Below are 10,667 nucleotides of genomic sequence, written 5' to 3'. Positions count from 1 at the left end.
TAACCATCGACCCGACCAGGAACTACCAACCCCGAGGACTGCCCAGCGACCGCCCAAAGAAAAAGCCCTGAACCCAAAATGCAGGTTCAGAGCTATTCCGATGTCCTAACACATCACATGGGTCGGGCTGACAGGATTTGAACCTGCGACCACTTGACCCCCAGCAAGGAGCGGTAACGCATTTGTCAAGCTCAGCGCTCGTAGCTGGCTAAAAGCCGATCGTGCATAACGTGCACAGACGCGCAGGTCGTTCACCATCGCGGATGACGTGTGGTCCCAAAATGGTCCCCAGCGTGTTGACCGCACCCCTACCAGCATTGTACGTACATTTACCGTACAATGAGGTGATCGGCCGCTGCGAGCAAAATTGACTGAGGGAAAAGGAGGTATCCCTGTGGCAGGGAAAACGAAGCGCATTGAGCTTCGCGCGGAGCAAGCGACCTTGGAGCGCATCCAGCGCGCCGCCATCCTTGTCCATGAGCAGACGTCGGAGTTCGTGCGGAAAGCGGCGATGCAACGGGCCGAAGACATCCTGCGTCAGGAGTTGGTGACGGCAATGGAATCCGACCAGTTCGACACACTGATGTCGTCCCTCGATGCTGCTGACGATGCGCCGCGGTTGGCGGCCGCAGCACCCAAACCGGCGGTCTTCACTAGGCGTTGAAGGATGTTCGAGTCCGCGCGACTCACTGACGCCCACCTACTCGAAGGATTTGACTGCGGCAAAGAGTCACTCAATACCTGGCTCATTACCCAGGCCCGTCGCGCGGACACCAGCGGAGTGGCGCACGTCTACGTGTGGACCCCGCTCGACGAGCAGAAGGTCAGCGCCTATTTCGCCATCTGTCCCACCGAGGTAGTGCGCAACGACGACGGGCTCGCCGGATCGATGGCCGGCGGCTATTCCCGCATTCCCGGATACTTGATCGCCCGCCTGGCCATCGACAGGTCGCTGCAGGGTCAGGGATACGGCGAGCAGCTACTTCTCGACGCCCTAGGCAAAGCCGTCGCTGCATCCGAAATCGGTGGCGGCCGGCTCATCGTCGTTGACGCCATCGACGAAGAGGCGCAGTCCTTCTACGAGCACTACCACTTCGTTCCCGTCCGCAATCGCGAGCGCCGGCTGGTGATGAAGGTGTCCACAGCGGCGAAAGCGCTCGGCGAGCGCTGGCGGCGGTAAGTGCGACGGACGCACGCCTAGAATATGGCGGTTCCCTGGATTGGCAATGTCCCCGTAGGTGGGGTTAACGCAGCGAGTGCTCCTCACACGCTCGCCTCGCGAGCGAGGTCGCTCAGAGCCCCTTCGCTTGGAGCGCCTTCATCAGCGAGGGCCGCCTGCCATAGTCTTGCCGGACCTTTGCGATGTATTGCGCGAAATCAGCACTGCGACCGCCTCTTTCATACAGCTTGGCCATTGTTGCCAGCGTCGCGGCAATGCCCGGGTAGAGCTTGGTGTTGGGATACCGCAGGTCGTTCTCGAGCGACGGCCGGTGCAGATCTGCAGCGGCTACCGGCCTAGCCTCGGCCCCTTGCGCGGCGAGTTCCTTCCACGCCCAGCCCGGACCATAACGGTCGGCGGCCTCCCAGGCGGCGTCCACGTCTTCCTCACTCAGGTAGAGCTGGACCAGAACCGCCCCCGCGCCGGGGCCTGCAGCTAATTCCCGCGCGTGGTCAAGCGCCCAGGCGCGTTCGGTTTCGGCGCGATCGTGCGTGGCGGCGAAGTCCAGCAGTACTCGATAGGCGCGGACCGAAGGCTGCCGGACGAAGTCGGCACGCAGAACGGCGATCGCATCGTCGATGCGGCCAATTCCCCGGTACGTGTCGGCGACGTCGGACGGGTTCAGCCAATAGCTATTACCGCCGCCGTGACTGCTGGTGCGCCCTTCGGCAACCGCCCGATCGATCCACGCCACTACCTCGGCGTCACGTCCGGCCGCCCGCAAGCGGGCGATGATCGCCCCGTACTGCGGGTGGTCCCGGTCGTACAGAAGGTCGACAGCCCGGTCGATATCGCCGTCGTGATCGGCGAGTTCCAGCAACATGGCGTCGACCTCAAGCCGGCGCCAGTGGTCGCGACCTGCGTGCTGACGGTCCAAGTCCGCGACCGCGCCGCGGTAGATCGCGAGCGCATCGTCGTCGAACGCGTCGACGAAATCCGCGAGCGTCAGCGTCGGCCATCCCGGCGAGGTCGCACGGAAAGTCGCCAACCATCGTGCGAGTTCGGCTCGGTCTGGTTCACCCAGTCGACACGCTTGCGCGTACAGGTCGGCAGCCCGCTGGCATTCAGCGCCAATCACACCCGACGAGTCGTCCGCCTGCCCGGTGATTGTGCGCAGCACAGTCAGCGCGGACAGCAGGGCCGGCCGCACGACTTCCGCGGACCCTCCGTTGAGGTGAATCTCGAGTTCGTCGAGCACTTGACCGGCCCCTTCCGCGACCGCGTAGGACTCGCGATAGTCGACGAATCCGCGGAAGTCCAGAGCGTTTCGCACAAGGGCCTCGAACTCGGCCTTCGCGGTCGTGTTGTCACCGGAGGCGGCCGTGGCGCGAACCTCCAGCATGCGGCGCACTTCGCCGTCGCGGTGGGCGAGGGTCAGGACGAGCTCGCGAAGCTCGTCGACGTCCATCGCTTGCACAGTCGCCTCAGTGCCGATGCCGCCCCAGCGGCGTCGTCGACGGCGCCGCTGTCGATCACGGCGAGGCCGACCGCGACCAGGTGCTTGCAGAAATGACCGTCGGCGGCGTGCGGGCACGTGCAGACACCATCAGGTTGCTGACCGGACCACTCGAGCTCGACGTCGTAGACCCGCTTGGCTTGGACCGACGCGTAGGCTCTCCCGGCCGTCGCTCGCAATCCTCGGACGTACCGGACATAGTCTTCGCCTCGGGCATAGCTCCGGTCACCGGCCCCCTCAAGCAGCGCCCTCTCCGACAACGGCATATCGACATGGTGCCCCATCGACTCGGCGACAGCTCTAAGGTGAGCGGCATGACTGAGCGCCCCTTCCTGCGCCCGGTACCAAAACCGGTGTCGCGCCCCGATCTGCGTCGCGCGCGCCCGCGTGACGCCGTGGTGTACCGGGTCCGGGTGCACCTCGACGACAGCGATCCAACGATCTGGCGACGGTTGGACCTGCGTTCCAACATAACGCTGGACCTGCTGCACCAGGTCCTGCAGGTGGCGTTCGACTGGACCGACTCGCACCTGCATCGCTTCTCAATCGGCGGCGGCGCCTTCGACCGCCACAGCCAGCTGTTCCTGTGCCCCTACGACGTGGACAACAAGGAGTGGCCCGAAGACTACGACGGCCTGCCCGCCGTCGAGACTCGACTCGACGAAACCCTCAGTGAGCCCGGCGATGTCCTGCACTACCTCTACGACTACGGCGACAACTGGGAGCTGACGCTGCGTCTCGAAGAAACGCTTCCCGCCGAGAGTGACTGTCCCCCAGCGGTTATCGTCGATGGTGAGCGCGCCGCGCCGCCAGAAGACTGCGGGCATCTGGTCGATGCCGACAGCCTCTCCGAGGTGCTCCCCGACCCCGCTCTGTTCGAGCCGGAACGGGTCAACAAGGGGTTCGGCAACGCGTACTTCGTGCTGCGCGAGGCAGGCATCGACGTGCGCCTGGTCGACCTGGTTCATCGGCTCACGTTCACCCAGTATGGCGACGACCTGACCAAGGCGGCGCTCACGCTGGTCGGTGCGCGACCGCTGGACACGGTCGCTGTTGCCGACAATCTGCGGGCGTATCGGTGGTTTCTGGATCGCGCCAAGGACTGCGGCATTCCGTTGACGACCGCCGGATACCTTAAACCGGCTGACGTCGAGGAAGCCTCGAAAGTCGTTCCTGCAATGGATGATTGGATTGGCAAGAACAACCGCGAGATCCAATGCTATCCACTGCTGCGGTTCCGCGAAGGCGTGCAGTCGTTGGGACTGCTGCGTAAGCACAAGGGCACGCTGTTGCTGACCAAGGCTGGCATAGTGGCCCAGCGTGACGCCGACAGACTGTGGGAGCATCTGGCCGGTCGGCTGATTCCCAAGTCCGAAGAGAAGTTCGACGCACAAGCGACCATGCTGATGCTGACCTTTGCGGCGGCTTCGGCCGGTTCCGAACTGCCGTTCGACAAGATGACGGCGTTGCTGGCCGATCTCGGCTGGCGCTACTCCGACGGTCGGTCTCTCTCGGAATCGTCCCTGCGTCAACTCCCCGTTTACGAAGTCCTGATCAACGTGACCGACCAGCCCGCCACCCGGGCGCGGCGGAATATCGTGAGTCCTGCGGCAGCAGCATTGGCGCGTCGGGCGCTCGGCGGGAACTGAAGGCTTCAGCCATGCCGAGGACGACCCAGAATTCGTTCGCCGGCGGCTTCGCGAAGCGCGCCGAGCAGTCGCCGAATTGCGCCGGGGCAAGGCCCCCAAACGCCGACAACCTCGCGATAGCTTGCCTGACCCGCGCATGACGCTGATAGGACTTACGTGCTACCACCCCACTTGACCAGCGGACAGCTTTGGCCCAAGGACAGCGCCACCGGCAGCCGGATAACGTGCACAGGCGCGCATAGCGTGCACGGCGTGCTGTCAAAGTGACCGAAACTCCCCTGAATGAGCCCGTCAAGCGCGCCGCCAGCACCCATGTGGTCCCAGAGTGGGTCGACCAACACGCGACAGTTGAGGTTGAGAATCTGCGTTATCGCAGCTCAGATGGCGTTTTTGTAGTCGGGCTGACAGGATTTGAACCTGCGACCACTTGACCCCCAGTCAAGTGCGCTACCAAACTGCGCCACAGCCCGGTGCCGCCGAAAACCACCGGCAGCAGGTCGACAGCCTACCGCAAACCAACTCCAGGCCCAGCCACCACCTACGCCACCTGCGAGTCGGCCCGCCCCGCCCGCCGCCACAACAGCGCCGAGTACACCGTCCGCCCGTCGGGCAGGGTCAACTCCGACGACAAGGTCAACTGGTCCCCGTCGAGATCGCTGTGCCGCAGATGCAACTTGCCCAGGTAGTTCGGCACCAGCGACAGCTTCGCCTCGTGGCGGATATCGCCCGTCGACTCGTCGACAAAGTAGCGTCCGCTGTAGGCGAGATACCCCAATGCCGCGGCCGCTGCCTGCTCGGTGGTGCCGCCGCTGGCCAGCGGCCGGTCGTAGTCGGGCCGACCGGATTCCTGGATCTGCGCCGACATGTACCCGTCCGGGGTGTACATGATCAGACCTTGCGCGTCCTCACCATGGGGGTAGCGCGCCGGGCCGTCGGGACTGTCGCGCTCAACGTAGGAGATCAGCTCCCAGGCGCCAATCAGCTTGTCACGTAATGTTTCTGACATATCCAGTGCTCCTCATCAGACTGCAAACCAGCTGTTCACTTTCGCCGACCACACCGACAGGGCCTGAGCAAGTTCTTCCTCGCGGCCGTAAAACCGCTGCGCCGGCACCGGCACACTGACGGCCACCGGCTGCTCGGTCACGCCGTGCAGCACCTTCCCGACCGCACAAATGCCGTCGGTCTGCTCCTCGCGGTCGTAGGCGACGCCATCGCGGGCGATCTGGGCCAGCTCCTCGCGCAACACCGCGCGATCGGTGATGGTGTGCGCGGTCAGCGGCACCAACCGACTGGGCAAGACCTGCGCCTGCCGCTCCGGCGGCAGCGACGCCAGCAGCGCCTTGCCGTTGGCACAGCAGTACAGCGGAAACGACTCCCCGACCGCGCTCACCGCGCGCAGGCGCCGCGGCGGAACCACCTGGTCGATGAAGTCGGCGCGATCCCCATCCAGGATGGACAAGTCCACGGTCTCGTCGAGTTCGCGCGACAACTCCGTGAGGAACGGATGCAGGTCGGCCACCACACTCAGCCGCACGGTACTGGCCATCCGCGCAATCTCGGGCCCCAGTCGGTAGGGACCTCGAGCGCCGCGCGCGGCCACCAGCCCCTCGTCCTCCAATGCATTGAGGATCCGGCTTACCGTGGAGCGGGCCATTGCGACCCGCTCCCCGATCTCGACCTGGCTGAGCCCCCCGGGGTGAGCTTGCAACACCCGCAAAATCTCGGCCGCCCGAGCAATCACCTGGATGCCGCCACTGCGGGCATCGGTTCCTTCGCCAGCAACCCTCACCGATGAGCTCCTTTCAGCACTTGACGGGCAGGCGCAGCAACGCCTCGGCTTCTTCGACGGACGCGACCGGCAAGTCCATGGCCTCAACCAGACGCGTCGTGCGCGACACCAGGGCCAGATTGCTGGGTGCCAGCTCCCCCTTGCGTACGTACAAGGTGTCCTCTAGACCCACTCGCGCATTTCCGCCCAGGGCAAGGCCCATCGCCGTCAATTCCAGGTTGGCCCGGCCGATCGCGATGACTTGCCAGATCGCCTCAGGTGGAAGCCGGCGCACCATCGTCAGCAGATTATCGGCGGTGGCGGCCATACCTCCGCGCACACCGAGCACGATGCTGAACTGCAATGGCGCGGCCAGCAGCCCTTCCTCCCGCAAGCGCAGGCACGCCTCCAGATGTCCGGTGTCGTAGATTTCCAGTTCCGGTTTGATGTCGAGCTCGCGCATCCGCGCCGCCAGTCGCCGCACGGCATCCGGCGGGTTGCGGAACTCGCCCGCACCGAAACTCATCGAGCACGGGTTGAGCGTGGCCATCCGCGGTCTGAGTTCCACGAGTTTTTCCCGCTCCTCGAACGGCACGGAAAGCCCTACACCGGTTGACAATTGGATCAGGATCGGGCAGCGCTCGCCGATCAGATCCATGGCCCGCCGCGCAATGTTCAGATCTGCTGTTGGCTTTTCGTTTCCGTCACGCAGATGGATGTGTGCCACCGCCGCTCCGGCATGGTAGGCCTGTTCGACCGCGGTTGCGATCTCTTTGGGTGTGGTGGGCAATGCCGGGTTGTCGGCCTTGGTCGCGATGGGCCCGGTGGGGGCCACGGTGATGATGACGCTCATGACCCGGACTCCTGCGGATGAGCGATGGCCACCAGCAGCAGCGCTTCACGGGCGCAACGGTTTTCCAGCGAACGCACCTCACCTTTGGCGAAGTGCACACTGTCGAGCCGGCCCAGGACTGTCTCGGCGCCCTCGGCCGTGACCACCAGCTCGCCGTCTATCACCACATAAACGGTTTCCTCGCGGGTCGCGCTCGTTTCGGCGATCCCGCCCGGCTGGTAGGTGGACAGCCCCACCCAGAAGCGCTCCGTGGGTCCGGCCTCGTGGCCCTGCAGCCGCACCGTGAGCACGTCGCGGTGCAGCGGCGCAACGTATTCCGGCGCCTGCGACGCCCTGGTCACGTTCATGAGCCCGTCTCGATCCGGTAGCTCCCGGTGGGGTCGATGATCGCCACCAGCCGCACGATGCAGCCGTCGCCGCCCACCCAACGCCACGGGAAGGCGGCGAACGTGACGCGCTTGCCGGTGACCTTGTCCAGATCTCCGCCGACATTCTCGAAGCCGTAGATGCCCCTGGACAGGATCGCGCGGTGGCAAGGCTCCCACTCCGGGAAGTCGTCGAGCACCTTACGGCCCGTTTCCTGTTCGTATTCGCTTACCGCCCAAGGCAATAGGCCGCCTTGCGCTTCGGCGGGGCCGTGTGGCGCAATCGCGGTGGCCAGCGGGTGGTCCAACGCCTGGGTGTCGGTGCCGACCGCCTTGACGCCCTTGGCCGCAAACCACTCTCCCGCTTCCTTGTAGAAGCCTGGAGAGTAAGCGTAGTACTCGGTGCTGTCGGCATATTTGTGGTGCCAGCCGGTGTTGACGATGACGATGTCACCGGGACGGATCTCAGGCCCGACGGCGCTGGCCTTTTCCAAATCGTCGGCGGTCACCACTCCCCACTTGCTTTTCGGGATCGACATGACCACCCCGGTGCCGAAGAAGGCGCTGAGCGGGATCTCGTCGAGGAACGGCGTTCCTTCCACCACGTGTGCCGGCGCGTCGATGTGGGTGCCGGAATGCATGACGGTGGTGATCTTTTGGGTCAGCACCCGGCTCTTGGCCATGCCGTGCAGCCGTTCGATCTTGACATCCTCGAAGTACGGCCAAGCCGGCACCCCGTGTCCCCACGGGTGCGACAGGTCAAAGAACTCCAGCTTGGACTCGGCATCACCGAGGGGCCACGTGAAAGTCATGGCTGATTGCTTCCTTTCTTCATTGGGTCTTGGCCGAGTTGCGCACCGATGTGCTGGGCAAGGCGTGCCGCGGTGCGTTCCCGGGCACCCGTGGGCCAGTCGAGGAAACCGTGTCCGGTGCGCGCCCCGAGTTGCCCGTCGGCAACCAACCGGCGCAGCAGCGGGCTGGGATGCGGGTCGCTGTTGATGCTGGGAAGCACTGCTTCATGGATGGCCAGCGTCAGGTCGAGGCCGATGTAGTCGGCGTTCTCCAGCGGACCCAGCGTGGCCAGACGAAGCCCAATAGTGTTGCGTACCACCAAGTCCACCGTCGCAGCGTCGCACACGCCTTCGGCGACCAGCGCCATCGCCTCACGCCACAGCGCATGCTGAAGCCGGTTGCCGATGAATCCGGGGACATCGCATCCGACCAGCACCGGCATCTTGCCCGCCTCTGTCAACAGCGCCGTGACACGCTCCACCGTGTCGGGGCCCGTCCTCGCCGTGGGCACCACCTCGACGACGGGGATCAAGTCGGGCGGATTCCAGAAGTGCGTTCCGATGACCCGGCTGCCGTCGTCAACTCGCTCGGTGACCGCGCCGATCGGCAGGACCGATGTGTTGGACGCTAATACCGCTTGTGGCGCCAAGCCTGCAACCCGCTGGAAGAGTTCTTGTTTGACGGTCAGGTTCTCGACGACCGCCTCGATGACGAGGTCGGCCTGGTATACGGCCGCCGCTAAATCACTTGCAGCACTGACAGATCCGCGCTGTGCACCGGCGACTTCACAGGCTTCAGCCGCTGCGGCGCTGAGGATTTCGGCGTTGATGTCGGTAATGGCCACCTCGAGGCCCGCCGATGCCAGCACGCCGGCGATGCGGCGGCCCATCAAACCGGCGCCGATCACCGCGGCACGAGCAAACTCATGAGACGTCAGCATGCGGTGTACCCCCCATCCAGGTACATCACCTGGCCGGTGTAGAAGCTTGACGCATCGCTGAGCAGGTAGATCAGTGCGCCGACGAAGTCTTCTGGCTCGGCGAAGCGGCGCAACGGGATCCGCGCGAACATCGCCTCCCGGGTGGTGCGCCCCTTCTCGTCGTCGGCATACATCCACTCCGTCAGCTCGGAACGGAAGACCGTGGGAGCCAACGCATTGACCCTGATGCCCGCAGCACCCCATTCTGCCGCCAGGGATTTGGCGAGCAGATCGGTACCCGCTTTGGAGGGGCAGTAGGCGCTGTAGCCGGCCGCGTGGCCGAGCGCACCCCTAACAGAAGAGACCAGCACAACGCTGCCGCCGAGGCCCTGTTCGAGCAGCACCCGCCCGGCGGCCTGGGAGACCAGCCAGGCACCACGCACGTTGGCGTTCATCACCTTGTCGAAGTCCTCGACGGCCATCTCGTTGATGGGCGCGACGTGGTTCATGCCCGAAGCCACCAGAACCCCGTCGAGACGGCCGTGTTGGGCAATAGCCGCATCCACCATGGCCTGCGCGTCGGCCGACGTCTCGGGCCGACGCTCAACCACCACCGCCCTGTCGATGCCGGCGGCGTCGACCAGTTGGGCCAGTCCGGCGGCGTTACCGCCGGCCAACGTCAGCCGGGCACCGGCATCCGCTAATGCCCGGGCGGCAACGCTGCCCAGTGAACCGGTGGCCCCGGTGATCAATATGGACTTGTCTTGCACGCTGAACCGCGTCATGCTCCGACTTGGCGCTTGCTGCGTCATCGTCACCGCCTCTTCCATCTGTTCGCCCATTCCCGTCATACGGGCTACCACACCCGTTATGTGAGAGATCGTACGAGTGCTCCAGCGTGTCAGTCAACAAATAATCCTGTGATGTAGTTCTCTACACCCATATAGCGGGATTATGCGTTCCACTGAGAGCTGCATCCGGCGCCCCAAGTCGAGCGGCTTCATAAAGTCTTCGGTTAGCCGACTCTGCTGCCGGAAATGGGAATACGCTGGTGGTTTCGGCGGTCGATGATGACCGAGTGGGAGTACTGCGATGTCCTACCTGGTGGCGGTCCCAGAAATATTGGCTTCGTCGGCGGGGGATGTGGCGAATCTCTGCGCAGCGCTGAGCGCGGCGAACGCGGCGGCCGCGACACCCACAACAGCGATGCTGGCGGCGGGCGCCGACGAGGTATCGGCGGCCGTCGCGTCCTTGTTTTCCACAGAGGCGCAGGCCTATCAGGCGCTCAGCAACCAGATGGAAGCGTTTCATCAGCAGTTTGTCGCGGCGTTGCACGCCGGCGCGGGTGACTACGCCAGCGCTGAGACCACAAACGTGCTGGAGCTCTTGTCGCAGCAGGCGCTCAATCTCATCAATGCGCCCACCAATCTGCTGCTGGGGCGACCGCTGATCGGCGACGGCGCCAATGGGACCGCGCCGGGCGCAGCCGGACAGGCCGGTGGACTGTTGCTCGGCAACGGCGGGAACGGCGCGCCTGGTGCTGCCGGCAAGGCCGGCGGTGCCGGGGGCGACGCCGGCCTGATCGGCAATGGTGGAGCCGGGGGTGCCGGGGGTAAGGGCGGCACCGGCGCCCTGATGGGTGG

13 protein-coding genes and 1 tRNA gene are annotated in these 10,667 nt (G+C 64.9%); 4 read left to right on the top strand and 10 right to left on the bottom strand.

Annotated elements, in window-relative coordinates:
• Positions 1 to 394 precede the first annotated feature (394 nt).
• Both EET13_RS13605 and EET13_RS13600 read left to right on the top strand, forming a co-directional pair.
• A complete protein-coding gene (locus tag EET13_RS13605) occupies positions 395 to 664 on the top strand; it encodes a type II toxin-antitoxin system TacA family antitoxin (RefSeq protein WP_122442793.1) in 270 nt (89 codons plus the stop codon).
• Between the two features lie 3 nt (positions 665 to 667).
• Complete coding sequence (locus EET13_RS13600) at positions 668 to 1,180, top strand: GNAT family N-acetyltransferase (protein WP_122442792.1); 513 nt, start codon at positions 668 to 670, stop codon at positions 1,178 to 1,180.
• 112 nt (positions 1,181 to 1,292) lie between these two features.
• On the opposite strand, the gene EET13_RS13595 is transcribed toward EET13_RS13600, so the two are convergent.
• Both EET13_RS13595 and EET13_RS13590 read right to left on the bottom strand, forming a co-directional pair.
• Positions 1,293 to 2,627, bottom strand: a complete 1,335-nt coding sequence (locus tag EET13_RS13595; RefSeq protein ID WP_122442791.1) for a tetratricopeptide repeat protein — start codon at positions 2,625 to 2,627, stop codon at positions 1,293 to 1,295.
• Positions 2,594 to 2,941 carry an SWIM zinc finger family protein gene (locus EET13_RS13590; protein ID WP_122442790.1) on the bottom strand — a complete coding sequence of 116 codons (348 nt, stop codon included), beginning with the start codon at positions 2,939 to 2,941 and terminating at the stop codon, positions 2,594 to 2,596. The genes EET13_RS13595 and EET13_RS13590 overlap by 34 nt, the downstream gene beginning before the upstream one ends.
• 48 nt (positions 2,942 to 2,989) lie before the next feature.
• On the opposite strand from EET13_RS13590, the gene EET13_RS13585 reads away from it, so the two are divergent.
• Entirely contained in the window at positions 2,990 to 4,324 is a 1,335-nt protein-coding gene (locus EET13_RS13585) for a plasmid pRiA4b ORF-3 family protein (protein WP_122442789.1), read from the top strand.
• Between the two features lie 396 nt (positions 4,325 to 4,720).
• On the opposite strand, the gene EET13_RS13580 is transcribed toward EET13_RS13585, so the two are convergent.
• The 8 genes from EET13_RS13580 to EET13_RS13545 all read right to left on the bottom strand — a co-directional run bounded on the left by EET13_RS13580 (position 4,721) and on the right by EET13_RS13545 (position 9,836).
• Positions 4,721 to 4,794: transfer RNA gene (locus EET13_RS13580), tRNA-Pro, on the bottom strand.
• A gap of 68 nt (positions 4,795 to 4,862) precedes the next feature.
• On the bottom strand, positions 4,863 to 5,330 hold the full coding sequence (locus EET13_RS13575; protein WP_122442788.1) for a lipocalin-like domain-containing protein: 468 nt from the start codon (positions 5,328 to 5,330) through the stop codon (positions 4,863 to 4,865).
• A 15-nt stretch (positions 5,331 to 5,345) separates the two neighbouring features.
• Complete coding sequence (locus EET13_RS13570) at positions 5,346 to 6,116, bottom strand: IclR family transcriptional regulator (protein ID WP_122442787.1); 771 nt, start codon at positions 6,114 to 6,116, stop codon at positions 5,346 to 5,348.
• 13 nt (positions 6,117 to 6,129) lie between these two features.
• Positions 6,130 to 6,948, bottom strand: coding sequence for a beta-keto acid cleavage family enzyme (locus EET13_RS13565; RefSeq protein WP_122442786.1), 819 nt, complete (start codon positions 6,946 to 6,948; stop codon positions 6,130 to 6,132).
• Positions 6,945 to 7,295, bottom strand: coding sequence for a beta-D-galactosidase (locus EET13_RS13560; RefSeq protein ID WP_122442785.1), 351 nt, complete (start codon positions 7,293 to 7,295; stop codon positions 6,945 to 6,947). The genes EET13_RS13565 and EET13_RS13560 overlap by 4 nt, the downstream gene beginning before the upstream one ends.
• Positions 7,292 to 8,125, bottom strand: a complete 834-nt coding sequence (locus EET13_RS13555) for a cyclase family protein (protein WP_122442784.1) — start codon at positions 8,123 to 8,125, stop codon at positions 7,292 to 7,294. Before EET13_RS13555 ends, EET13_RS13560 begins: the two co-directional genes overlap by 4 nt.
• Positions 8,122 to 9,045 (bottom strand): 3-hydroxyacyl-CoA dehydrogenase family protein, encoded by a 924-nt coding sequence (locus tag EET13_RS13550; RefSeq protein WP_122442783.1) that lies wholly within the window; start codon positions 9,043 to 9,045, stop codon positions 8,122 to 8,124. The genes EET13_RS13555 and EET13_RS13550 overlap by 4 nt, the downstream gene beginning before the upstream one ends.
• The gene (locus EET13_RS13545; RefSeq protein ID WP_425294240.1) at positions 9,039 to 9,836 is read right to left on the bottom strand and encodes an SDR family NAD(P)-dependent oxidoreductase; all 798 of its coding nucleotides are present in this window, start codon (positions 9,834 to 9,836) and stop codon (positions 9,039 to 9,041) included. The genes EET13_RS13550 and EET13_RS13545 overlap by 7 nt, the downstream gene beginning before the upstream one ends.
• Positions 9,837 to 10,116: 280 nt before the next feature.
• Between EET13_RS13545 and EET13_RS13540 the strand changes: the two genes are divergently transcribed.
• The coding region (locus EET13_RS13540) for a PE family protein (RefSeq protein ID WP_136623158.1) at positions 10,117 to 10,667 on the top strand (551 nt) is incomplete at its 3' end.

Origin of the sequence: Mycobacterium attenuatum (assembly GCF_900566085.1) — a bacterium.
GTDB classification, from domain to species: Bacteria; Actinomycetota; Actinomycetes; order Mycobacteriales; family Mycobacteriaceae; genus Mycobacterium; species Mycobacterium attenuatum.
Note: the sequence above shows the minus strand (reverse complement) of the source record. Positions and strands in the feature narration are given on the sequence as shown.

What these genes read in the sequence shown, in the direction of transcription:
- EET13_RS13600 (WP_122442792.1), top strand. Translation starts at nt 668, where the DNA reads ATGTTCGAGTCCGCGCGACTCACTGACGCCCACCTACTCGAAGGATTT.
- EET13_RS13595 (WP_122442791.1), bottom strand. Translation starts at nt 2,627, where the DNA reads ATGGACGTCGACGAGCTTCGCGAGCTCGTCCTGACCCTCGCCCACCGC.
- EET13_RS13590 (WP_122442790.1), bottom strand. Translation starts at nt 2,941, where the DNA reads ATGCCGTTGTCGGAGAGGGCGCTGCTTGAGGGGGCCGGTGACCGGAGC.
- EET13_RS13585 (WP_122442789.1), top strand. Translation starts at nt 2,990, where the DNA reads ATGACTGAGCGCCCCTTCCTGCGCCCGGTACCAAAACCGGTGTCGCGC.
- EET13_RS13575 (WP_122442788.1), bottom strand. Translation starts at nt 5,330, where the DNA reads ATGTCAGAAACATTACGTGACAAGCTGATTGGCGCCTGGGAGCTGATC.
- EET13_RS13565 (WP_122442786.1), bottom strand. Translation starts at nt 6,948, where the DNA reads ATGAGCGTCATCATCACCGTGGCCCCCACCGGGCCCATCGCGACCAAG.
- EET13_RS13560 (WP_122442785.1), bottom strand. Translation starts at nt 7,295, where the DNA reads ATGAACGTGACCAGGGCGTCGCAGGCGCCGGAATACGTTGCGCCGCTG.
- EET13_RS13555 (WP_122442784.1), bottom strand. Translation starts at nt 8,125, where the DNA reads ATGACTTTCACGTGGCCCCTCGGTGATGCCGAGTCCAAGCTGGAGTTC.
- EET13_RS13550 (WP_122442783.1), bottom strand. Translation starts at nt 9,045, where the DNA reads ATGCTGACGTCTCATGAGTTTGCTCGTGCCGCGGTGATCGGCGCCGGT.
- EET13_RS13545 (WP_425294240.1), bottom strand. Translation starts at nt 9,836, where the DNA reads ATGACGCAGCAAGCGCCAAGTCGGAGCATGACGCGGTTCAGCGTGCAA.